This is a genomic window from Janthinobacterium sp. 35 (genome assembly GCF_002754575.1).
Taxonomy (GTDB): Bacteria; Pseudomonadota; Gammaproteobacteria; order Burkholderiales; family Burkholderiaceae_D; genus Janthinobacterium; species Janthinobacterium tructae.
Genome location: NZ_PEFN01000001.1, coordinates 1,709,394 through 1,732,597, shown reverse-complemented (window position 1 = coordinate 1,732,597; position 23,204 = coordinate 1,709,394). Strand labels below are relative to the sequence as shown.

General features: G+C 62.3%; 23 protein-coding genes. 17 read left to right on the top strand and 6 right to left on the bottom strand.

Annotated elements, in window-relative coordinates:
- Positions 1 to 25: 25 nt before the first annotated feature.
- From CLU93_RS07785 to CLU93_RS07770, 4 genes are read left to right on the top strand one after another with little or no spacing between them, the layout of a single operon-like run.
- Positions 26 to 478 carry a hypothetical protein gene (locus CLU93_RS07785; protein WP_099760646.1) on the top strand — a complete coding sequence of 151 codons (453 nt, stop codon included), beginning with the start codon at positions 26 to 28 and terminating at the stop codon, positions 476 to 478.
- 37 nt (positions 479 to 515) lie between these two features.
- The gene (locus CLU93_RS07780; protein WP_099760645.1) at positions 516 to 4,214 is read left to right on the top strand and encodes a tubulin-like doman-containing protein; all 3,699 of its coding nucleotides are present in this window, start codon (positions 516 to 518) and stop codon (positions 4,212 to 4,214) included.
- A gap of 33 nt (positions 4,215 to 4,247) precedes the next feature.
- On the top strand, positions 4,248 to 5,441 hold the full coding sequence (locus CLU93_RS07775; RefSeq protein WP_099760644.1) for a hypothetical protein: 1,194 nt from the start codon (positions 4,248 to 4,250) through the stop codon (positions 5,439 to 5,441).
- Positions 5,442 to 5,456: 15 nt separating this feature from the next.
- Positions 5,457 to 6,206, top strand: a complete 750-nt coding sequence (locus CLU93_RS07770) for a hypothetical protein (RefSeq protein ID WP_099760643.1) — start codon at positions 5,457 to 5,459, stop codon at positions 6,204 to 6,206.
- 113 nt (positions 6,207 to 6,319) lie between these two features.
- On the opposite strand, the gene trmL is transcribed toward CLU93_RS07770, so the two are convergent.
- Together trmL and CLU93_RS07760 are read right to left on the bottom strand one after the other, a co-directional pair.
- Positions 6,320 to 6,790 carry a tRNA (uridine(34)/cytosine(34)/5-carboxymethylaminomethyluridine(34)-2'-O)-methyltransferase TrmL gene (gene trmL / locus CLU93_RS07765; RefSeq protein WP_099760642.1) on the bottom strand — a complete coding sequence of 157 codons (471 nt, stop codon included), beginning with the start codon at positions 6,788 to 6,790 and terminating at the stop codon, positions 6,320 to 6,322.
- 42 nt (positions 6,791 to 6,832) lie between these two features.
- Entirely contained in the window at positions 6,833 to 7,600 is a 768-nt protein-coding gene (locus tag CLU93_RS07760; RefSeq protein ID WP_099760641.1) for a ComF family protein, read from the bottom strand.
- An 84-nt stretch (positions 7,601 to 7,684) separates the two neighbouring features.
- Between CLU93_RS07760 and CLU93_RS07755 the strand changes: the two genes are divergently transcribed.
- The 7 genes from CLU93_RS07755 to CLU93_RS07730 all read left to right on the top strand — a co-directional run bounded on the left by CLU93_RS07755 (position 7,685) and on the right by CLU93_RS07730 (position 13,722).
- A complete protein-coding gene (locus tag CLU93_RS07755) occupies positions 7,685 to 8,581 on the top strand; it encodes a methyltransferase domain-containing protein (protein ID WP_099760640.1) in 897 nt (298 codons plus the stop codon).
- A 464-nt stretch (positions 8,582 to 9,045) separates the two neighbouring features.
- Positions 9,046 to 10,254 (top strand): cytochrome c oxidase subunit II, encoded by a 1,209-nt coding sequence (gene coxB / locus CLU93_RS07750; RefSeq protein WP_099760639.1) that lies wholly within the window; start codon positions 9,046 to 9,048, stop codon positions 10,252 to 10,254.
- A gap of 13 nt (positions 10,255 to 10,267) precedes the next feature.
- On the top strand, positions 10,268 to 11,860 hold the full coding sequence (ctaD, locus tag CLU93_RS07745; protein WP_071079424.1) for a cytochrome c oxidase subunit I: 1,593 nt from the start codon (positions 10,268 to 10,270) through the stop codon (positions 11,858 to 11,860).
- A 54-nt stretch (positions 11,861 to 11,914) separates the two neighbouring features.
- Entirely contained in the window at positions 11,915 to 12,031 is a 117-nt protein-coding gene (locus CLU93_RS28430) for a cytochrome oxidase small assembly protein (RefSeq protein WP_217494223.1), read from the top strand.
- Position 12,032: 1 nt separating this feature from the next.
- A complete protein-coding gene (locus CLU93_RS07740) occupies positions 12,033 to 12,605 on the top strand; it encodes a cytochrome c oxidase assembly protein (RefSeq protein WP_081344910.1) in 573 nt (190 codons plus the stop codon).
- 9 nt (positions 12,606 to 12,614) lie between these two features.
- Entirely contained in the window at positions 12,615 to 12,821 is a 207-nt protein-coding gene (locus CLU93_RS07735) for a DUF2970 domain-containing protein (protein WP_099760638.1), read from the top strand.
- A gap of 40 nt (positions 12,822 to 12,861) precedes the next feature.
- Complete coding sequence (locus CLU93_RS07730) at positions 12,862 to 13,722, top strand: cytochrome c oxidase subunit 3 (protein ID WP_099760637.1); 861 nt, start codon at positions 12,862 to 12,864, stop codon at positions 13,720 to 13,722.
- Between the two features lie 229 nt (positions 13,723 to 13,951).
- On the opposite strand, the gene CLU93_RS07725 is transcribed toward CLU93_RS07730, so the two are convergent.
- Entirely contained in the window at positions 13,952 to 14,152 is a 201-nt protein-coding gene (locus CLU93_RS07725) for a twin transmembrane helix small protein (protein WP_046683386.1), read from the bottom strand.
- A 36-nt stretch (positions 14,153 to 14,188) separates the two neighbouring features.
- Here CLU93_RS07725 and CLU93_RS07720 point away from each other — a divergent pair, with 36 nt between their 5' ends.
- Genes CLU93_RS07720 through CLU93_RS07695 form a run of 6 tightly spaced genes read left to right on the top strand, consistent with a single transcriptional unit; the run spans position 14,189 to position 19,363 of the window.
- Positions 14,189 to 14,947, top strand: a complete 759-nt coding sequence (locus CLU93_RS07720; RefSeq protein WP_099760636.1) for an SURF1 family protein — start codon at positions 14,189 to 14,191, stop codon at positions 14,945 to 14,947.
- Positions 14,928 to 15,557 (top strand): SCO family protein, encoded by a 630-nt coding sequence (locus CLU93_RS07715; protein WP_099760635.1) that lies wholly within the window; start codon positions 14,928 to 14,930, stop codon positions 15,555 to 15,557. Before CLU93_RS07720 ends, CLU93_RS07715 begins: the two co-directional genes overlap by 20 nt.
- 18 nt (positions 15,558 to 15,575) lie before the next feature.
- A complete protein-coding gene (locus tag CLU93_RS07710) occupies positions 15,576 to 16,751 on the top strand; it encodes a COX15/CtaA family protein (protein ID WP_099764287.1) in 1,176 nt (391 codons plus the stop codon).
- A complete protein-coding gene (cyoE, locus tag CLU93_RS07705) occupies positions 16,752 to 17,651 on the top strand; it encodes a heme o synthase (RefSeq protein WP_099760634.1) in 900 nt (299 codons plus the stop codon).
- A complete protein-coding gene (locus tag CLU93_RS07700) occupies positions 17,648 to 18,241 on the top strand; it encodes an SCO family protein (protein WP_099760633.1) in 594 nt (197 codons plus the stop codon). The genes cyoE and CLU93_RS07700 overlap by 4 nt, the downstream gene beginning before the upstream one ends.
- A 42-nt stretch (positions 18,242 to 18,283) precedes the next feature.
- Positions 18,284 to 19,363 carry an AI-2E family transporter gene (locus tag CLU93_RS07695; RefSeq protein WP_071079418.1) on the top strand — a complete coding sequence of 360 codons (1,080 nt, stop codon included), beginning with the start codon at positions 18,284 to 18,286 and terminating at the stop codon, positions 19,361 to 19,363.
- Here the strand turns inward: CLU93_RS07695 and CLU93_RS07690 are convergent.
- The 3 genes from CLU93_RS07690 to nhaR form a co-directional block, all read right to left on the bottom strand.
- Positions 19,360 to 20,700 (bottom strand): hemolysin family protein, encoded by a 1,341-nt coding sequence (locus CLU93_RS07690; protein ID WP_099760632.1) that lies wholly within the window; start codon positions 20,698 to 20,700, stop codon positions 19,360 to 19,362. The two genes, CLU93_RS07695 and CLU93_RS07690, sit on opposite strands and share 4 nt — an antisense overlap.
- Positions 20,701 to 20,818: 118 nt before the next feature.
- On the bottom strand, positions 20,819 to 22,153 hold the full coding sequence (locus CLU93_RS07685) for an MFS transporter (protein WP_099760631.1): 1,335 nt from the start codon (positions 22,151 to 22,153) through the stop codon (positions 20,819 to 20,821).
- 124 nt (positions 22,154 to 22,277) lie between these two features.
- Positions 22,278 to 23,192, bottom strand: coding sequence for a transcriptional activator NhaR (gene nhaR, locus CLU93_RS07680; RefSeq protein WP_099760630.1), 915 nt, complete (start codon positions 23,190 to 23,192; stop codon positions 22,278 to 22,280).
- Positions 23,193 to 23,204: the final 12 nt, after the last annotated feature.

Sequence of the window (23,204 nt, the reverse complement as noted above, 5' to 3'; positions counted from 1 at the left end):
TATTCAAATCCACCAGAGGCATACCATGGCGCAAGACACTCCCAAAGACAACGCAGGTTTTACCTTGCCAGCCCCGGTAGCGGCCCCGGCGTCGGCGCCACCGGCTGCCGATGCAGCGGGCGCATCAGCGTCCGCCACCACGGCCATCACCGAGCCTGCGCCCGCGTTGGACCCTTCCAGCACCACCGATACCTCGTCGCGTGACACCCTGGTCGGCGGCGTGGTGCTGTTGCTGCTGTTTATCGCTTTTTTCTTTGCCAAGAATGCCTATGCGAATGGCCTGGTGGCCAAGCGCGTGCCGCCGAACAAGGCCAATGCCTCGGGCTGGTGGCTGTTCATCTTCCTGGCCAGCCTGGCGACCGGTGTCGTGCTGGCCGCAGTGAACGCGCACAAATTCCTCGCGCCATTGTTCATGGGACCGCTGGTGCTGGTGGGCCTGGTTGCGTTACTGTTGACCTTTACATCGAGCCGCCGCTAAGCCGCACGCCGTCGTACGCATCATCGAAGGAATCACCATGGCAGAGAACCTGAACCAAACCATCCCCGGCGGCGCCAGCGAGCGCAAGCAGGACAAGATCATCGAACTGCGCCCGACCCTGTTCATCGGCATCGGCGGCACGGGCATGCAGGTGCTGATGCGCGTGCGCCGGCGCATCCTCAACACCCTGTGGGGCGGCGCGGGCAAGCGCACGCGCATCGAGGGCCTGGCCGATTTTCCCATCGCGCAATTCATCCATTTCGACCTCGACAATGGCGCCGTGATCGAAAGCGGCGAGTCGCAGGCGAAAGACTTGCAGTTCGACCAGGTGAAGTTCACGGACGATGACAAGGTGGTCGAATCGTTCGACATGGACAAGTACAGCCGCGATGAAGATTCTCTGGAGAAATATCCGCACATCAAGGAATGGCTGCCCTTGACGCCGCAGCGCATCCGCGAATTGCGTTTCGACATGAGCAGTGGCGCCGGCCAGATCCGTGCCGTGTCGCGCCTGTATTTCTTCGACAAGTACGCGAAGATCCGCGACAAGATCCGCTTGAAGCTGAAAGCGCTGAAGGCGGGCCTGTCGCACGAGCGCCAGCTGGCCGAACTGGGTTTGCGCATGGAAACGAACCGTTTCCGCATCGTCATCGTCGGTTCCGTGGCCGGTGGCACGGGTTCCGGTTCCTTCCTCGACATGGGCTTGCTGGCGCGCTGGCTGGCGCGCAGCGAAGTGGGCGCGGCCGACGTCGAGCTGATGCTGTTCTTGCCGACCGGCTACACCAAGGCCAACAAGGACCGGGTCGAGGCCAACGGTTACGCGGCGCTGATGGAGCTGGAATCGGCGATGATGGGCAACAAGGGCTACGTGGGCCGCTGGGATGCGTATGACCGTCCGGAACTGACGCGCGAGCCGTACAGCGAGGTCTACCTGATCGACTCGGGCAACCTGGCCCAGCAGCACACCAAGGATGTCAGCGACGTCTACCACATGGTGGCCGATTCGCTGTTCGAGGATTTCGCCTCGGCCGACTTCGCGCGCGCCAAGCGCTCGATCGCCGTCAACCAGGCGCAGCACAAGAACTCGCTGTACAACGCGCCCGTGCCGCAAGACCGCTTCGGCGACATGCGCCTGTATTTCTCGAAGCGCTTTTCCTCGTTCGGCATGGCCGTGCTCGATACGCGCCAGGAAGCGGCGCGCGATGAGCGGGCTCACCGCTGGGCCGGCGCCATGCTGCAAGCGTTCTTTGGCGTGGGCGGCACGGATGCGGGCGCCAACCGGGCCACGGATACGCAGCGCGACAATTTCCTCGCCGCCAATATGTTCCTGAAGGGCACGCCGTTCAGCGACTTCCCCGAGTTTTCCGACAAGAGCATCGAACTGAAGCGCTCCAGTGGCGACTTCATCGATTTCCGCGTCGTCGATGAATTGCTGGAAGACCGCCACGGCCACTTGCTGGCCGGCGTGGAAAACCGGGTCAATACGCGCATCAACGATATCCGCACGGGCTTTGACCGCAGCGAATGGCCGGCGCAGGTGCGCGACGCCATGAAGCACCTGGAACGCGACGCCGTGCGCGACCAGGATTCCACGGCCGACACGACGGAAGACCGCATCAGCAAGCGCCGCCGCGAAGTGCTGGAAGACGTCAAGAAAGTCGTGCGCGACCAGCTGTATGGCTATCTTGATAACAAAGAATTCGGCGGCCTCGAATACGTGCTGTCGCTGGTGGAACAGATCAAGGACCGCATCGAGGCGCCGGGCAGCGGCTTGACGGCGCAGATCGGCAACAATGCCGAGCGCTACCGCGAAATCAAGGAAGCCGTGCGTTCGCGCGAATACGAGCGCCTGCTGAACAATCTGGAACAGACGCGCAGCACCTTCGGTTTCCTCAGCAATGGCGAAAAGCAGGCGGGCGTGGTGATGGACCATTTGCGCACGGAAATGGCGAATGCGCTGAAATTCCATCTGCGCGCCAAGGCGGCGGACGAGTCCGTCATCTTGCTGGGCGAACTGTCGCGCTGGCTGGGTAACCGGGTCGGCGTCGATGCGCAAGGCCGCGCGCAGTGGAATGGCCTGGTGGGCGAGCTGCAAACGGGCCGCGAAGGCGTGCTGGCCATGTTGGCGGAACTTAAAACGGCCAATACGATTTTGCAAAAGGACCTGGACAAGGAACACGCGACCTTGATCGTCATTCCCGTCACGGAAAAAGACATCGCGCTGCCATCGGCGGCCACCTTGCGCCAGTGGGCCGATGAAGCGTTCAAGGACATGGGCGGCTCGAAAGCGCTGTTCCCCATGCTGGGCGAACCGGCGCAGCGCGGCTTGATCCTGGCCAAAGTCACGCGCATGGCCGAGAACATGATCGCCACGGCGGGCCTGGTGGAAGGGGCGACGAGCACGCCCGACCCCCTGTTCGAGGCGCTGGAACAGATGGATGTCTCCGAACGCCTGGACCGCTTCCGCAAGCTGCTGGCCTGCTCCATGCCATGGATCGACGCCAATATGGCGGGCGACTTCACGGTCGTGTCAGACCAGTTCAAGTGCGTGATCGGCGTGGCCAACGCGGCCGCCTTCAAGGCCAAATTCGGCGCCGAGCTCGAATCGTGCGTGCCGACCCAGGTGGGCATCACGGTGAGCCAGCTGGAAATCGTCGAGACGGGCATTCGCGGGCGCGCCGTCTGCTATTGCGAATTGGCCGGCGTGCCGATGACGGTGCTGCGCGGCCTGGAAGGCTGGCGCACCAGTTACCGCAAGGAAGGCGACAACGACAAGGCGCCGACCCACACGCACATCGATCCGACGCAATTCACGCATCCGATCGCGCCGAACACGGACGAGATGAAGCGCCTGGCGGAAGACTTCGGCGAATTCCTGCAAGCCATCATGCTGGGCATACTGACGCGCCACACGGGCCGCGTCGTGCCGCCGGGCCAGTACCAGTTTGCCGTCGAGCCGGGCGACTTGCGCCGCATCGGCAATGAACGGGCCATCCGCCAGAACGGCATGCCCGCCTCGTACGAGAAAAACATCGCCCTGCGCATCGAGGAAAAATTGACGGCGCTTGACGCCGTGCAGACGGCGGCGCTGGCGGCGCTGGCAAAATACTATGAACGGGGCGTGTATGCACCGAAGCTGGTGGCGCAAGCCGATGGCTCGCAGCTGCCGTATATCGGCTTTGGCAGCGCCATTTCCGCCGAGGTGGGCACGCGCCTGCGCGATTCTGCACGCCGCAAGGGCATGGCCAGCGATGAGCTCGACCGCACGGTACAAACCTTGCTGGGCCGCCTGAAGGAATGGGCGAATGTCATCGGCGACTCCGACAGCGATGCCTACGACTGGGAAGTGCGCGAGCCGGAAGCGGATGGACCGCCGCGGTTAAAGTATGCGATCAAGGCGGAAATGCTGGAAGCGGGGCGCCTGGAGCAATTGCTGCGCCCGGCCAGTGCGGCCGCCGTTCCTGTTGCGCCGGTGTTCGGCACGGCGCCGCCACCGCTGGGCGGCATGCCGCCGCCGCTGGTGGAATACCAGTATTTCCTGGGCATCAATGGCCAGCAGCAGGGACCGTTCACGGCCCAGCAGATCGTGCAATACGTGCAGGCGGGACAGGTTGCACCAGGCACCACCAAGGTGTGGCGCGCCGGCTTGCCGGCCTGGGCCGACCTGGCCCAGTTCCCCGAACTGGCGCCCCTGTTCCTCAGCGCGCCGCCACCGTTGATGCCGCCGCCCCTGTGAACGCTGGAATGACGCTGGAATGAAGGATTAGTTTTGGATATCTGCAACAAATGCAAGACGGGCCTGTGGACCGTTGTCAGTCATTGCCCCTACTGCGGTCACGCCGTGGCTGGCGCGGCCAAGCCAGCGGCGGCCGTGCGGCCACCGCTGCCGCCTGTGCCCGTGCCTATGCCAGTAGCGCCGCCCGTGGCGCCCAAGCCGCCACCCGTGCCGGTGACACCGGCGCCTGCGCCGAAAGCACCGCCGAAACCGGCGCAGCCGCAGCCGCAGCCGCAAGCTGCGCCGAAGCCTGTACCTGCCCCGGCGCCAGCCCCGGCCGCACCGGTGCCGCCGTCACCGCCGCGCAAGTGGCTGCGCTGGGTGGGCGGCATCGCCGTGCTGGCCTTGGTGATCGTCTACATGAATGGCAAGCCGGGCGGCAAGAATGAATCGGCTTGCAACGACGCCATCGACAGTGGCTTGAAGCTGGTAGCAAATGGCAGCCTGGACGGCGCCCGCCAGAAGCTGGCGACGGCGAAAAATGTCTGTACGGGCAAGTCCAGCGCCAAGGCAGACGATTTGCAGGCGGCGATCGGCAAGGCGGGCGCCGCATCGGGCAGTTGCCAGCGCGGCGTGCGCGCCATCGAGCGCGCCATTGATGGACATCAATTGCAAAGCGCGGCCAGCGGTATCGCCGCACTCGACACCGATTGCGCGGGCGCTGCCAGCGTGGCATCCTTGCGCAAGCAGCTGGCGCGCCAGCAGGCGGCAGCCGCGTCCGTGCTGGTGGGAGTCCGCCAGGCGCTCGATGGCAAGGATGCAGCAGCGGCAAGGAATGGCATCGCCCGGCTGGAAGCGATCGACCGCGAAGCGGTGGAATTGCCGCAGTTGAAGGCCGACGTGCAGGCGCTGTCGTCGCCCGCGCCTGTTTCAGCCCCGGCCCCCGTGTTGGCGCCGGCACAGCAGGAACCTGCGCCCGCGCGCGCGGTCGAACGTTCGGCGGTGGCCGAACGCCGTCCGCTGGAAACGTCGCCGGTCGATAGCGGCGCGGCCATGCGTAGCGAGATGGCGCAATCGTTCCTGCGCGACGCCGAGCGCTCTTTGCTGGAAGGCAAGTTCGATGCGGCCAAGACATATCTGGAAAGCGCGCGCCGCGTCGATCCAGGCAATGCGCGCATCGATAACCTGTCGCGCCGCATCCGCGAACGCGAACGGCAGGTGCTGCAGACGGAAACAACGATCAATTAGTTATCAGGGGACACCATGCTCAATCACACCACCTTGCGCGCCACCGCCGCACTGACCATCGCCGCCATGCTGGCCGGCTGCGCCACGGCACCGATGAATCCGAACGGCGTGCGCCAGGACGCTTCCTATCCGCAAGGCGGTACCCAGGCGGCCACGGATGAAGACCCGTGCAGCGTGGGTACGTCGGCGGCGGCCGGCGCGGCCGTGGGGGCGCTGCTGGGTGCGCTGGCGGGCGGCAAGAATGGCGCGCTGAAGGGTGCGGCCATCGGCGGCGGCCTGGCGGCGGCCGGTTGCCTGGCGTTCAATGTCAATTCACGCCAGACCAAGACGGCGGCGCAGGCGGACCGCGACTATATCCGCGCACGCGGCGCGTTGCCGCGTGAGCCGCAAGTGGTGTCGTACACGCCGCAGCTGAGCGCGTCGACCGTCAAGCGTGGCCAGCCGTTCAAGGTGCATTCGGTGGTGGAGCTGGTCAACGGCAGCGCGCAAAGCGTCAACGACGTGCGCGAAGAACTGGTGGTGCTCGATCCGCAAGGCCAGCCATTCAAGTCTGGCTCGAAAGCCCTGGCCAGCAGCAACAAATCGGGCGGGCGCTTTGAAAACTCGTTCGAGCTGACCTTGCCGGCCGGCGTGTCGCAAGGCGTGTATGGCGTCAAGACGAATTTGTACGTGAACGGCAAGCTGGCCGCCACACGCGACCTGCGCACACAGCTGGTGATGCTGGATGTGGATACGGGCGTTGACGCGCAGCTGGCGCTGCGCTGATTGCCGTATGCAAACGCGTAGGTCGGATTAGCGGGGTAAAGCCCCGCGTAATCCGACAACACCACTAACGCCAACAATGTTGTCGGATTACGGCCCCTTGGGCCTAATCCGACCTACGCGCCGCCCTGATATCCATGCTGGCGCCAGGCTTCATACACGACCACGGCCACCGTATTTGACAGATTCAAACTGCGGTTGTCGGGGCGCATCGGCAGGCGGATGCGTTGCTCGGCCGGAAAGCCGTCGCGCAGGGCCGGATCCAGGCCTTTTGTTTCCGAGCCGAACACGAACACGTCGCCCGGCAAGAAGGCCACGTCGCCGAACGGGCGCGAGCCGCGCGTGGTCATGGCGAACATGCGCGCCGGGGCGGGCTGGGTATCGGCCAGGAACGCTGCCCAATTCTTGTGCACCTTCATCTTGGCGTAGTCGTGGTAATCGAGGCCGGCGCGCTTCATCTTGGCATCGTCGAGCGGAAAGCCCAGCGGTTCGACCAGATGCAGCTGCGCACCCGTGTTGGCGCACAGGCGGATGACGTTGCCCGTGTTGGGCGGGATTTCAGGTTCTACCAAAACAACGTGAAACAAAATGCTCTCCTTGGGTCTATCTGTATCTAATATATAGCTAAATTAATGCGGCGGCGTGCGCGCCACCACCAATATGCTGACCTTCACCGCCCCTGCGCTCTTGCAGGCGGCCGCCAGCGCGTTGACGGTATGGCCGCTGCTCATCACGTCGTCGACGATGCCCACATGACACCCTTGCAATAACGCCCCGTGTTCGGGCGCGATGGCGAACGCGTGCGCCAGGTTGGCTCGCCGTTCCTGCGGCGCCACGCTGCTTTGCGCCCGCGTGTCGCGCACGCGCAGCGCCAGGCGGGGCTGCAAAGGGACGTCCAGCAGGCGCGCCAGTGGGCGCGCGATTTCCAGCGCCTGGTTAAAGCCCCGTTCGGCCAGGCGGGCCGGGCCCAGCGGGACTGGGCACAGCAGTTGCGGCGCTTCCCACGCTGGTTGTTGCTGAATGGCAACATGCAGCAGTTCTGCCAACAGCGGTGCCAGCGCCAGGCGCGCGCCGAATTTCAGCTGCAGCAGCAACTGGTCGACGGGCGCCGCATAGTCAAACGCCGTGACGGTGGCGTCATATGCGGGCCGCTGGCGCACACAGCGTCCGCACAGCAGCGCCACCTCGATGTCCGCGAGCGGATTGGCGCACTGGCGGCAGCGGGGGCGCAGTTGCCCCCGTCCTTGCCCCAGATACTGCGCGCGGCAGGGCGAACATAGCACTTGCGGGCAGCCGATGCCGCACAGCGCGCATTGCGCTGGCAGCAAGGTGGCGCCCAGCCACTGGCGCAGCGCCCGCCAGGCGGCATCAAGGCGGGGCTGGGTGGCGGTCCGCATCGCGATGGCGTCGTTCCATGTACACTGCCGACATTATCTCACCTCACCGGTTTCAACATGCCAGTTCCCGCCAATCCACCCAAAATGAGTGCACCCATCGATGCGGTGCAAGTACGCGATTTCTTTTCCCGTCCCGCGCGCGTCGCGCCGTCCGATTTTCTGCGCCGCGAAGTGTCGGCACGCATGCACGAGCGCCTGGAGCTGGTGAAAATCACGCCCTTGCGCGTGCTCGATGCCGGCTGCGGCCCCGGCGCGGATCTGGCGCAGTTGCACAAGGATTATCCCGCCGCGCAGATTATCGGCCTCGATGCAGCGCAAGCGATGATGCAGGCGGCGCGCGCGCCCGCGTCGAAACTGGCCAGTTTGAACCAGTTCCTCAGCAAACTCTTGCCGGCCAAGGCGGGCGTGGATTTATTGTGTGGCGACCTCGGTGACTTGCCGCTGGCGCAGGGCAGCATCGACCTCGTGTGGTCGAATCTGGCGCTGCACTGGCACGCGCAACCCGACCGCGTGTTTGCCGAATGGCGGCGCGCGCTGCGCCTCGATGGCTTGCTGATGTTTTCCTGTTTCGGCCCCGACACCTTCCGCGAAGTGCGCGACGCCTTTGCCGAGGCCGATTTATATCCGCACGCCTTGCCCTTTGTCGACATGCACGACTTTGGCGACATGCTGGTCGAGACGGGTTTTTCCACGCCCGTGCTGGACATGGAAATCATCACGGTGACCTACGACACGGCGGAAAAACTGCTGGCCGACGTGCGCGCCTTTGGCGGCAACCCGCTCACCACGCGCCGGCGCGGCCTGATGGGCAAGGCCGCCTGGCAGCGCATGCTGGCTGCGCTGGAAAAGATGCGCCGTCCCGACGGCAAGCTGGGCCTGAGTTTCGAGGTCATCTATGGTCACGCCTTCCGTCCCGCGCCGCGCGTGACGCGCAATGGCGAAGCCATCATCCGCTTCGATTTGCCGCGCAAACCCAAATAAAACGGCAAAGAAACCGACACTTGGTCGCCATCCGCGCATGGATGTTGCAGCAACCGTTGCAAAGCGCGCGGCGGCCAGCAGAAGGGCATGCACAAAGCCGATTATTGCTTGATGGATTCAAGTTTACTTGACTATAATCGTTGACTGTTTGTCAGCTTGCCAAGTAGAAAAAACAAGGGCTGCATACAAAATAAAAAAAACAAAGCAAGACTTATTCGAAGTTACTGCATTAGTATAGTAACCATCTTCCACACGAGGCCATTTCAAGGTGGGGAAGAAAAACAGGGTTCCAGCATGGTTGCGCGCCGCCGTTTTGCTGCCGCAGCCAGCATGGAATTCGCTGGTGCTTGACGCACATGGCCGTATTCTGGCCGTGTTGCTTTCATGGAGGAGCGGCAGCGGTCCAGTACGGAGAAATCCGCAGCCGTTTAAAATATCATTATTTTTGGGTGGTTGGGGAAAACATGACACATGCAAAGCGACTTCAATCGTTGCTGCTCGGGCTGTCTTTGACGGCGTTTGGCATCGGGCGATGGGCCACGGCGGCACCGGCTGCCAGCACCTATCCCGGCACCGGTGGTCCCGTGCCGTTCGAAATGAATCTGCAACCGCCGGCGACGCAGATCGCCCATGAAATCTACGATTTGCACACCCTGATGATGATCATCTGCCTGGTGATCTTCGTGGCCGTGTTCGGCGTCATGTTCTATTCCATCTTCAAGCACCGCAAGTCCCTGGGCCACAAACCGGCCACCTTCCACGAAAGCACCACCGTCGAGATCGCCTGGACCGTCGTGCCTTTCCTGATCGTCATCGGCATGGCCCTGCCTGCCACGCGCACCGTGGTGGGCATGAAGGACACCTCGAACGCCGACATCACCATCAAGGCCACCGGCATGCAGTGGAAATGGGGCTATGACTACCTGAAAGGCGAGGGCGAAGGCATTTCCTTCCTCTCCAACCTGGCCACGCCGCGCTCGCAAGTGGGTGCGCCTGGCGTGCCGCCGACGGAAAAACGCGGTGAAAACTACCTGATCGAAGTCGATAACGAAGTCGTCGTGCCGGTCAACAAGAAGATCCGCGTGGTACTGACGGCCAACGACGTCATCCACGCCTGGTCCGTGCCCGCCTTTGGCGTCAAGCAAGATGCGATTCCCGGCTTCGTGCGCGATACCTGGTTCAAGGCCGACCATATCGGCACCTTCCGCGGCAATTGCGCCGAGTTGTGCGGCAAGGAACACGCGTTCATGCCCATCGTCGTCAAGGTCGTCTCGGCAGATGACTACAAGGCCTGGGTTGATGTCAAACAAAAGGAAATGGCCGCATTGGCTGATGATCCAAGCAAAGTGTGGACCATCGATGAATTGAAGGTCAAGGGCGAGAAAGTGTATGCGGCCAACTGCGTGGTCTGCCACCAGGCGACAGGCAAGGGCGTACCGGGGGCATTTGCGCCGCTGGACGGCTCTGCTCTGGTGAACGGTCCGAAAGCGGAACAGATCCACGTCTTGCTGAACGGGCAAAAGAGCGGCAAGTATCCAGCGGAAATGCCCGCCTGGAAACAGCTGTCCGACACGGAAATTGCCGCAGTGATCACTTACACGCGCAATACCTGGTCGAACAAGGCCGAAGAGAACATCGTTCAACCAGCCGAAGTCGTGGCTGCACGCAAGTAATTAGGAGCCGTACATGAGCACTAGCACTAGCACCTTGGACCACGCCGGTCACGACCATGCCCACGACCACCCGACTGGCTACCGCCGCTGGCTGTTTGCCACCAACCACAAGGATATCGGTACTTTGTACCTGTGGTTCTCGTTCATCATGCTGCTGTCGGGCGGCGTGCTGGCCCTGATGATACGCACGGAACTGTTTCACCCGGGCTTGCAATTCTTCCACCCCGAATTCTTCAATCAACTGACCACCATGCATGGCCTGGTGATGGTGTTTGGCGCCATCATGCCGGCCTTCGTCGGCTACGCCAACTGGATGATCCCGCTGCAAGTGGGCGCCTCCGACATGGCCTTTGCCCGCATGAACAACTTCTCGTTCTGGCTGCTGCCACCGGCCGCGCTGCTGCTGGCCACGTCCTTCCTCGTGCCGGGCGGCGCCACGGCTGCCGGCTGGACCCTGTATGCACCGCTGTCGACGCAGATGGGCCCCGGCATGGACATGGCGATTTTCGCCATGCACCTGATGGGCGCCTCGTCCATCATGGGTTCGATCAACATCATCGTCACCATCCTCAACATGCGCGCCCCCGGCATGACCCTGATGAAAATGCCGATGTTCTGCTGGACCTGGCTGATTACCGCCTATCTGTTGATCGCCGTCATGCCCGTGCTGGCCGGCGCCATCACCATGACCCTGACGGATCGCCATTTCGGCACATCCTTCTTTAACGCGGCAGGTGGCGGCGACCCCGTCATGTACCAGCATATCTTCTGGTTCTTCGGCCACCCCGAGGTCTACATCATGATCTTGCCGGCTTTCGGCATCGTCTCGCAGATCCTGCCCGCGTTTGCCCGCAAGCCCTTGTTCGGCTATGCCTCGATGGTCTACGCCACGGCCTCGATCGCGATTCTGTCCTTCATCGTCTGGGCGCACCACATGTTTACCACCGGCATGCCGGTGACCAGCCAGCTGTTCTTCATGTATGCGACTATGCTGATCGCCGTGCCGACGGGCGTGAAAGTGTTCAACTGGATCGCCACGATGTGGAAGGGTTCCATGACGTTCGAGACGCCGATGCTGTTCTCGGTCGGCTTCATCTTCGTGTTTACCATGGGCGGCTTCACGGGCCTGATCCTGGCCGTGACGCCGATCGACATCCAGCTGCAGGATACCTATTATGTGGTGGCGCATTTCCACTACGTGCTGGTGGCCGGTTCGCTGTTCGCGCTGTTCGCCGGCTTCTACTACTGGTCGCCGAAATGGACGGGCCATATGTACAACGAGACGCGCGGCAAGATCCACTTCTGGCTGTCGCTGATCACCTTCAACGTGACCTTCTTCCCGATGCACTTCCTGGGCCTGGCCGGCATGCCGCGCCGCTACGCCGACTATCCGGCGCAGTTCACGGATTTCAACATGATCGCCTCGATCGGCGGCTTCGGCTTTGGCCTGATGCAGGTGTACTTCCTGTTCTTCGTGGTCTTGCCGACCATCCGCGGCGGCAAGGCTGCGCCAGCGAAACCATGGGAAGGCGCGGAAGGCCTGGAATGGACCGTGCCGAGCCCGGCGCCATTCCACACGTTTGAAACGCCGCCGACAGTGAAGTAGTGCCAGTGTCACGGGCCGGCGCCGCTGCCGGCCCCCTTGAATAGAGTGCCTGCCATGACCGAAGTGAAAACTGAGCGTAAAAAACCGAACAACCTGCGTACCGGGCTGATCCTGGCCGCCCTGGCGGCCTTCTTCTTCCTGTCCGTGTTCGTCAAGCGCATGTGGCTCTGACGTGACGACGCCCCACCAACAGGAAACACGCGGCCTGAACCGCAAGATGCTGGGCAAGCTGATCGTCATTGCCGTGCTGATGTTTGGCTTTGGCTATGCCCTGATTCCCGTCTACAAGCAGATTTGCGAAGTGATGGGCATCAACGTGCTGACGCAAAAAGATGGCACGGTGGCTTACGACAACAATACGCAGGTCGACACCACGCGCAGCATCACCGTCGAGTTCGACGGCAATGCGCAGGGGCCATGGCGCTTCCGCCCGACCGTATCGAGCATGCAAGTGCATCCGGGCGAACTGGTGACCGTCATGTACGAAGTGGTCAACACGCAAAACCGCGTCGTCAACGCGCAAGCCATTCCCAGCTACGCGCCGCAGAGCGCCACGCCGCATTTCAAGAAGGTCGAGTGCTTCTGCTTCAAGCAGCAGACCTTGAAACCGCACGAAGCGCGGCAGATGCCGGTGGTGTTCTTCCTCGATCCGGCCCTGCCGAAAGAGGTCAAAACCATCACCTTGTCGTACACGTTTTTCGAGATTGCCGGTCTGAGCCAGGCTCAGACGCCGGCCGTCCAATAGGAGAGTGCCATGGCCAAGCCAGACCAGCCGGAAAAAGCATCGTTCCTGTATTCGCTGCGCGCCGTCGTGTGGTCATTCACGGGCTTGCGCCGCAAGAGCGATTTCGACACGGATTCGGCCAGGCTCAATCCCGTGCACATCGTCATCGCCGGCTTCCTGGTGGTCGCCTGCCTGATCGGCATCCTGATTTCAATTGTTAAATTCGTCGTTTTATAAATTATAAAAAACCACCCTATAAGTTTTTGAGGAGATGATGATGAGTTCCAACCACGCCGCCGTACCCTATTATTTCGTGCCCGGCCCGTCGCGCTGGCCCATGCTGGGCGGCGCCAGTTTGCTGCTGACCATGATCGGCGCCTCGGCCTGGGTCAACGACGTCTCCTGGGGCCCGTACGTGAATTACCTGGGACTGGCCGGCATCCTGCTGGTGCTGTATTTCTGGTTCGGCGACGCCATCCGCGAATCGGAGCAGGGCCTGTACAGCGAGCGCATCGACCACTCGTTTCGCTGGAGCATGAGCTGGTTCATCTTTTCAGAAGTCATGTTCTTCGCCGCCTTCTTCGGCGCGCTGTTTTATGCGCGCAGCATTTCCATGCCGTGGCTGGCCGACCTCGACCACAAGGTGATCTGGCCTGACTTCGCCGCCCAGTGGGGCAATACGGGCCCGGCCGGCACGGTGCAGGAATTTACCACCATGACGCCGTTCTGGATTCCGACCATCAACACGGCCTTGCTGCTGCTGTCGGGTGTCACGTTGACCATCTCGCACCACGCGCTGCGCGCCGGCCACCGCGCCATGACGGCCCTGTTCCTGTTCGCTACCATCGTGCTGGGCGCCATCTTCATGGGCTTCCAGGTGTATGAATACATGCACGCCTACAGCGAACTGAACTTGAAACTGACGTCCGGCATCTACGGCGCCACCTTCTTCATGCTGACGGGCTTCCACGGTTTCCACGTGACCCTGGGCGCCATCATGCTGTCCGTCATCCTGTACCGCGTGCTGAAAGGCCACTTTACGCCCGAGCACCACTTCGGCTTCGAAGGCGCCGCCTGGTACTGGCACTTTGTCGACGTCGTCTGGCTGGGCCTTTACGTGGTCGTGTATTGGTTATAATGGCGGGGCAGGGCGCGCGCCGTTGAAGGGCGCGCCTGCACCATAAAAAAAGCCGTACCGGGAGATCCTGGGTACGGCTTTTTTTCTGAGGAATGGATTTTTGCCATAGAGGCAAGAATGTGGATGTCAAACCCGTCGTAAAGCCGGGGTCGGACCCTGACGGGGGAATTCGCCCCAATGGGGCGGATTCCGATCCCGCAGGGACCGACCCCGGTCCTTGCGTTTGGGTTTAGTGTATTCCCGTCGGCTGGATATAGCCCAGATGATGCGCCAGCAGGATCAGCAAAAACAGGGTGATCGACAAGCCCACGCGCAGGGCCAGCGCCTGCACGGTGCGGTTGCTCTTGCCCTTGTCGCGCATGAGGAAGAACAGGGCCGAGCCCAGGCTGCCCAGGATCAGGATGAAGGCAATGGCAACGAGGATTTTCATGGATGGTAGCGCCAGGCTTGAGGAGGTTTCATTGTAATGCGTATCCGCTTCCATTTTAGATGGATTCCATTTGTTGTAATGCTGCTACTGGTGGCCCTGGGGGTCTCTCTGGCGCAATGGCAGCAGCGCCGTGGCGATGAAAAAGTCGCCCGCGCCGCCCGGCTGGAAGCGGGCAACCTGGCCGCACCACTGGCCTTGAGCGCCGCGCCCCTGCGGCCGGCCGACGCGCAAGCGATCGAATATCGCAGGATCACCGTCACGGGCCGCTTCGTGCCTGCCTGGACGGTGTACCTGGACAACCGTCCCTACAAGGGCCAGGCCGGTTTCCACGTGCTCACGCCATTCCAGATCGACGGTTCCGCCATGCACGTGCTGGTGGCGCAGGGCTGGTTGCCGCGCAACAATGCCGAGCGCACGCGCATTCCCGATTACACGACACCGGCCGGGACGGTGACGATTTCCGGCATCGCGCGCCTGAACGCGGGTCACGTGATGGAACTGGGCACGGCGCCGGCCCTGGCGCCGCACGCCATCGTGCAAAATGCCGATATCACCCAGCTGGCACAGGCCAGCGGCCTGTCCTTGCAGCCCTTTATCCTCGAACAAACAGTCGCCGTAGTTGATCGGACTGCAACGGCGCCAGCGTCCAGCCAGCTTCCCGTGCGCGACTGGCCGGCGCCCGACCTGGGCGCCGACAAGCACCGCGGCTATGCCTTCCAGTGGTATGCACTGGCACTGATGGCTTTTTTATTTTTTGTCTTTACAGGATTTCGACGTGCAAACAAACAACCCTGAAGCAACGCAAGACAGCTCCAATAAACAGGCACAAAATACGGGACGCTGGAAACTGCTGGCCGTGGTGGCCGTGTGCGCGTTTCCCATCATCGCCTCGTATTTCACGTATTACATCATCAAGCCCACGGGCCGCAACAACTATGGCGCCTTGATCGATCCGCGTTTGCATCCGATACCCGAAGCCCAGCTGCAGGTGACGGAACTCGATGGCAAGGCGGCGCCGCTGGCGCAATTCAAGGGCAAGTGGGTGCTGCTGCAAACGGGGCCATCCGATTGCCAGGAAGCGTGCAAAAAGCAATTGTTTGACATGCAACAACTGCGCCTCATGCAGGGCAAGGAACGCGAACGCCTGGAACGGGTCTGGCTGGTGACGGATGCGCAGCCGCTCGACACCCTGGTGATGCGCGAATTCGACGGCACCAGCATGCTGCGCGTGAATAACGACGCCCTGAAAGCGTGGCTGCCCGTGGAGGCGGGCGGCCAGACCAGCGACCATTTGTATTTGATCGACCCGCTGGGCAATCTGATGATGCGCTTCCCGAAAGACGCGGATCCGAACAAGATCAAGAAAGACATCGCCAAGCTGCTCAAAGCTTCGGCGATCGGTTGAGGGGAACGCATGCCGACGATGCATCTCTCCGCGCTGGCCCAGCTGGGCTTGACAGGTTTGCTGGTGGCGCTGCTGCCGCTGACCATGGTGTGGGTGTCCGCGGACGCCAATAAATACCGCAAGCTGGTGTGGATCGCCGTCTTTTTGACGGTCGATCTGATCATGTTTGGCGGCTTTACGCGCCTGTCCGATTCCGGCCTCGGTTGCCCGGACTGGCCCGGCTGCTATGGCTCGGCCAATCCTTTCCTCGCGCACGAGCACATCGTGGCAGCCGAAACCCTGATGCCGACGGGACCCGTCACGGTGGTCAAGGCGTGGATCGAAATGACGCACCGCTACCTGGCCATGGCCATTGGCGTCTTGATCGTGGCGATGATGGTGCAGGCGTGGCGCCAGTGGCGCAAAAGCCGCCGCGCGGAATTCGCCCCGGCGCTGCCGACGGCGCTGTTCCTGTTTGTCTGCCTGCAAGGCGCGTTCGGCGCCTGGACCGTGACCCTGAAGCTGCAACCGGTGATCGTCACCATCCACTTGCTGCTGGGCATGGGTTTACTGGCCATGCTGACGTTGCTGGGTGGGCGACAGGATCATGCCGTGAAACCCCTGTTGCGCGCCGATGCGGATGCGTCCGTGCTGCGCCCCGTGCGCGCGCTGGCCGTCATGTCGCTGGTGCTGCTCACCGTGCAGATCGCGCTGGGCGGCTGGGTGAGCACCAACTACGCCACCCTGGCCTGCACGGATTTCCCCCTGTGCGGCGGCAAAGTCATTCCGGAGATGGATTTCGAACATGGTTTCCATCTGTGGCGCGAGCTGGGCAAGACGGCTGCCGGCCATTACTTGCCGTTTTCCGCGCTGACGGCCATCCACTGGGTGCACCGCAATTTCGCCTTCATCGTGGCAACTGGCATCGGCTACACCGTGTTTCGCGCATGGAAACTGCCATCCCTGCGCGGCACGGCGCGCTGGGTGGCGCTGGTGCTGGCCCTGCAGGCGGCCACGGGCCTGGCGACCATTTACCTGAGCTGGCCATTGTCGATTGCCGTGCTGCATAACGGCGGGGCGGCGCTGCTCGTGTTATTGCTGACCATGTTAAACTACAAGGCTAAATTCCAACTCGATGTTGCGCGCACTGTTCAGCGCGCTTGCGCCTCCGCGCCAGTGCCCCCGGCACCAGCCAGTCCTTCCCGTACCGCATAAATGACTACTCAGACCATCAGCCGTAAACCCTCCCCCCGCATCGCCCAGTACTGGGCGCTGACCAAGCCGCGCGTGACGCAACTGGCCGTGTTTTGCGCCGTCATCGGCATGTTCCTGGCCAGCGAGGAGTTGCCGGACTGGCGCGCGGTGGTGTTCGGCACCATCGGCATCTGGCTGCTGGCCGGTGCCGCGTTTGCCGTCAACTGCCTGGCCGAGCGCGAAATCGATGCGCGCATGGCCCGCACGGCGCGCCGCCCGATGGCCATGGGCGACATCACGGTGAAACAGACGGTGGTGTTCGCGCTGGTGATCGGCGGCCTGGGCATGGCGATTCTGTATTACCTCGTCAATCCGCTGACCATGTGGCTGACCTTTGTGACCTTTGTCGGCTATGCCCTGATCTACACCATGGTGCTGAAACCGGCCACGCCGCAAAACATCGTCATCGGCGGCCTGTCCGGCGCCATGCCACCCGCGCTGGGCTGGGCCGCCGTCGCCAACGACGTGCCGATGCAGGCGTGGCTGCTGGTTCTGATCATCTTTGTGTGGACGCCGCCGCACTTTTGGGCGCTGGCCATGTACCGGCGCGACGACTACGCGCGCTCGGGCTTGCCCATGCTGCCCGTCACGCACGGCATGCAATTCACGCAATTTCACGTCTGGCTGTACTCGATCGCGCTGGCCGCCACCACCTTGCTGCCGTTTGCCGTGCGCATGAGCGGCCTGATCTACCTGGCCTCGGCCGTGGTGCTCAACGCCGGCTTCCTGTATTACGCGTGGAAAATGTACCGCCACTACACGGATTTGATCGCGCGCAAAGCCTTTACGTTTTCCATCATTTACCTGGCATTGCTGTTCGCGGCCTTGCTGGTCGACCACTACATTCCCCTCGGCACATGAAAAAAACCCTGACCCTGTTGTTGGCGGCCGCACTGGTCGCCGTCCTGGCCGGCTGCGGCAAGCCTGCCGCACCGAAGCTGGAATTCAAGAATACGGACGTGACGGGCCTCGGCTACGCGCGCGAGTTCGCGCTGACGGACCACACGGGCCACCCGCGCACCCTGGCCGACTACAAGGGCAAGCTGGTGCTGATGTTCTTCGGCTACACGCAATGCCCGGATGTGTGTCCGACCACCATGGCCGACATGGCGCAGGTGATGCAGGCAATGGGCCCGCAGGCGGAGCAGGTGCAAGTGCTGTTCGTCACCGTCGACCCCGAGCGCGACACGCAAGCCTTGCTGGCGCAGTACGTGCCCGCCTTCGACAAGCGCTTCGTCGGCCTGTATGGCGATGCGGCCGCGACGGCCAAGGTAGCCAAGGAATTCAAGGTGTATTACGCCAAGGTCGAGGGCGAAACGGACAACAGCTATACGGTCGACCACACGGCCGGCACCTATGTGTTCGACCGCGAAGGCAAGATCCGCCTGTTCGTGCGCCACGGCGAAAAACCTGCCGCCATCGTGCACGATCTTAAACTTCTGCTATCCTGACCCGGTCGCGTCCCCGGGCGTCATCTTCAGGATTTGCAGTACATGGACAAACGTTTCGAGCCCCACGCCCGCCTGGCAGCCATCATCTTCTTGCTGATCGGCTGCTTTTTCGTCTTGCGGCCCTTTCTGGCCGCCATGCTGTTTGCCGCCTGCGTGGGCATTTCCAGCTGGCCCCTGTACCTGCTGCTGCTCGAGCGCCTGAAAGGCCGGCGCAACTGGGCGGCCGCCATCATGACCCTGTCCCTGGTGCTCGTCATCGTGCTGCCGCTGGCCCTCGTCACCTACAACCTGGCCGACAATGTCTCGCGCATTTATGAACAGTTGCGCACGGCGCTGGAATCGGGTGGCCTGCATCCGCCGGCCTGGCTGGCCAGCATTCCCGTGGTGGGCGAAACCATAGCCGGTTATCTGCAGCGTCTGCTGGAAGACCGCGAGGAATTATTGAATTTGGGTAAGACCATGCTGGAGCCGGCGCGCCATTTCCTCGCTTCCGGCGGCATCTTGCTGGGTACGGGCCTGGCGCAGACCAGCCTGGCCGTGTTTGTCAGCTTCTTCCTCTACCGCGATGGCCAGCAACTGAGCCGTGCCTTGATGACGGGCGCCGGCCGCATCATCGGCGACAGCGCGCCGGGCGTGGGCCTGACCATCAGCCGCACCGTGCGCGGCGTCATGTACGGCTTGCTGGGCACGGCGCTGGCGCAGGCGCTGGTGGCGGTGATCGGCTTTCTGATCGCCGGCGTGCCGGCCGTGGCGCTGCTGGGCGTGGCCACCTTCATCTTTTCGCTGATCCCCGTGGGCCCGCCCCTGATCTGGGGCGGCGCCGCCATTTGGCTGTTCAATGACGGCCAGACGGGCTGGGGCATCTTCATGCTGGTGTGGGGCGCACTGCTGATCAGCGGCGTGGATAACGTGGTCAAACCCATGCTCATCAGCCGCGGCAGCAGCTTGCCGTTTTTGCTGGTGCTGCTGGGCGTGCTGGGTGGCGTGCTGGCCTTCGGCTTCGTCGGCATTTTTATTGGCCCGACCTTGCTGGCGGTGTTGTACAGCTTGCTGCAAACGTGGACGGTGGGCGAGACCACCATGCCGCAGGGCAAAGATACGCTTACCTTGAAAAAAGACTAATCCCTTAAGTCCGCGTCGAGGTCGCGTTCCTGTTTCGGGATCACTTTGATGAGCACGATGCGGGGCCCGTTCATCTTCTTGACGACGATGTCGAAGTCGACAAAGGTGATGCGCTGGCCCTGCTTCGGGATATCCCCCAGCTTGACCATGATCAAGCCGCCCACCGATTCAACGTCGTCCAGCCCCAGTTCCTCGTTTTCGATATCGATGCCGAGGATGCGTTCGAGCGAGAAGATGGGCAGGCTGGCCTTGCCGATCAGGGTACCGTCGCTTTGCTTGAGCCAGTCGTTTTCATTGCGGCGAAATTCATCGCGGATTTCGCCGACCATGGCGCCGAGCAAGTTATCCAGCGTGATGAATCCCAGCGGGCGCTTGCCCTTCTCGCCGATCAGGGCGAAGTGGGGCGCGCCGTCGCGGAAGCGGCGGAACAGTTCCAGCGCCGGCGTGCGCGCGGAAATGATGTCCACCGGACGTAAAAACGGCGTGAGCGAGGTGATCGGTTTGCCCGCCTGTTGGGCAAAGAACAGGTCTTTCAGGTGCACCACGCCCAGCACGTCGTCTTCATTCGTGTCGAAATACGGATAGCGGCTGAAGCGGTTGCGCAGCACCGTGTCGAGGTTTTCTTCCACGCTGTTTGACGCGTACAGGGCGATCACTTCATTGATCGGGCGCATCAGATCCGACACCGTCATTTGTTCGAAATCGAGCGATTGCGCCAGGATGTTGCGCTCGTCGCGCGTAAATTTTTCGCCCGGCTGACTGGTGCGCAGGATCAGTTTCAGCTCATCGGACGAGTAATGCGCATCGTGGCCGCCCTTGCCGGACAGGCCCGCCATGCGCAGCACCCAGTTGGCGCTGGCGTTGAGCAGGTAGATGGCCGGGTACATGGCCCAATAGAAACCATACAGGGGAATCGCGCTCCACAGGCCGACGGCTTCCGGGTTGCGGATGGCCATCGATTTGGGCGCCAGTTCGCCCACGACGATGTGCAGGAAGGAAATCACGCTGAAGGCCAGCACGAAGGAAATGCCGTGTATCAGTTCTTGCGAGGTGAGGCCGATGGCGCCGAATACGGGTTCGAGCAGGCCGGCAAAGGCCGGTTCGCCGACCCAGCCCAGTCCCAGCGATGCCAGCGTGATGCCCAGCTGGCAGGCGGACAGGTAGGCGTCCAGCTGGCCATGCACCTTGGCCAGGATGCGGCCCCGTAGTCCCTGCGTCTTGGCGATGGCGCGGATGCGCGTGCGCCGCAAGGTGACAATGCCAAACTCGGCGGCAACAAAAAAACCATTCAGCGCGACCAGGAAAAAGGCTAGCAGGACAAGCAAGACATTGTGCATGGGGTGCAAAAAGATGGGCTGTTAAAACGTCATCTTAAACGACGAAGGGCGGCATAGCCTAATTTTGCCGCGCGCGCCGCCATTGCAGGCGCGCGTGCGGCGGGTTTTTTACGCTGTTTCAGCCCTTGGCCGCCGTTTGCGGTCCGCCGCGCATGGCAAACACCATGACGGCCGAGACGATGGCGGGGATGGCAACGACGAGGAAAATCGTGCTGTTGGGCCAGTTCAGGCGGATCAGCTCGCCACCGAGCACAGGGCCGATGATGGAGCCGATGCGCCCGATGCCCAGGCTCCAGCCGATGCCCGTCGAGCGCAAGGTGGTCGGGTAGTAGCTGGCCGCCAGGGCGTTGACGGCCGGCTGGCCGCCCACCACGCAAAAGCCCGCGATGAAAATGGTGATGAAGAGGAAGGCCAGCGACACGTCGGGACGGCCGATCAGGGCAATGGCGACTGCGGCAACGAGGAAGCACGGCAGCAGGATGCGGCGGAAGCTGGAACGGTCGATCAGCTGGCCCATGACGAGGGTGCCGATGGTGCCGCCCACTTGCAGGGCCGTGCCGGCCAGCACGGCGTTGGCCGTGGACAGGCCCGCTTCCTTGGCGATGGTGGGCAGCCAGTTGGAGAGGAAATATAAATTGAGCAAGTTCATGAAGTTGATGACCCACAACAAGATCGTCATCTTCGCGCGGCCGTCCGTAAACAATTGCAGCACGGGCGCGCCCTTGTGTTCCTTCTCATGCACGACGTATTGCGTCTCGGCCGTGATGTTGACGGTGGGATCGATGCGTTTCAACCACTGCGCCACCTTGTCCAGTTTGCGTTTCTTCAATACCAGGAATTGCATCGATTCCGGCAGCAGGAAGAACATCAGCACGCCGATCACGAGCGGTACCACGCCGCCCACGTAAAACACGGATTGCCAGCCGAAGGCGGGAATCAGTGCGGCGGACAATAATCCACCGAGCACGGCGCCCAAGGTAAAGCCGCACGATACCAGCATCATCAGGGTGACTTTCTTGCGCAGGGGGCTGTATTCGCCGGCCAGCGCCATGGCGTTCGGCATCACGGCGCCCAGGCCCAGGCCCGTGATGAAACGGATCAGCTGCAATTGTTCGATGTTCGTCGCCAGCGGCGTGACCAGCATGCACAGCGAAAAGAAGATGGTCGAGCCGATCAGCACGGGACGGCGGCCGAACTTGTCGGCCGTGATGCTGAAGACGAGCGAGCCGACCAGCATGCCCAGCAAGCCCGCGCCAAACACGGGGCCCAGGTTGGCCTTGCTGACATGCCAGTCGGCAATGATGGCGGGCGCCACATAGCCCATCGCCTGCACGTCGAAGCCATCCATGATGACGCACAGCCCGCACAGGATCAGCATGCCGATCTGGAAGGAGCCGATCTTGTTGTTATTGATGAGATCGGGAATATCGATCGTCTTGCCTGCCGTGGACATGGTGCCGCTCCTGTTTTTTTATGGTGGTGGCGCCCTTCCGGCGAGGGACAGGCGCGTGTTTGTCTCAGGCTTCATTACAATCGCTTTTGATTGATTATTCAAACGTTATTTTCGAATGGATTTATCAGGTTTCCTTGTGAATCTTCGGGTGACTCCGGATGGCCGCCAGGATCACGTCCAGCGCCGGGTGCATAATCTTGCGCTCGTTCGAAATCACATAAAACTGTTCGCGCAGGGACGAGGCGTCACCGACCAGGATGGCGCCGAATTGCTCCTCGATATCGGCCGCCAGGCTGGCGGACGCGAAAAACAGGCCCAGGCCCTTGCGGCCAAACGCGTTGAGCATGGCGTTATCCTCGAATTCACCGACCACGTCGGGGCGCACGCCTTGCTGCACCATCCATTCGTCTATGCGCCCGCGCAGTGCGTTATTGCGCGCGGGCAGTAAAAAGGGGGCGCCGTGCAGGCTATGCGGGAAATTGTCGCGGTATTGTTCGGCCAGCGCGGGGATGGCGAACAGCTTCATGGCGCTTTCTCCCCACAGGTGGCTGGAGACGCGCAGGCTGGCGCCGGCCGGCACGGCGCGGTCCGTCAACACCAGGTCCAGCTTGTGCAGGGCCAGGTCGGCCAGCAAGGACTCGAATTCATCTTCCAGGCACACAAGCTTGACGGGCTTGTCCAGGCTGCGCGTGGCGTCGAGCATGCGGTAGGCCATCAGTTTCGGCAAGGAATCGGAAATGCCCACCGTCAGGCGCATCTTTTCCGCATCCGTGTCGGCCAGCGCTTCCTGCATCTGTTCGCCCAGCAAAAAAATCTGGTCCGCGTAGCCGAGCGCCAGCCGGCCCGCTTCCGTCGGCACCAGGCGCCGTCCCTGCGGCTGCAGCAGGGATCTGCCCAGTTCCTTTTCCAGCAGGGCCAGCTGGGTGCTGATGGTTTGCACGGCCAGTCCCAGGCGCTCGGCCGCGCGCGTCACGCCGCCTTCCTTGGCGACCACCCAAAAGAAGTACAAATGGCGGTAATTGAAGCCGGTGGTTTTCATCGTGTGGGCCTA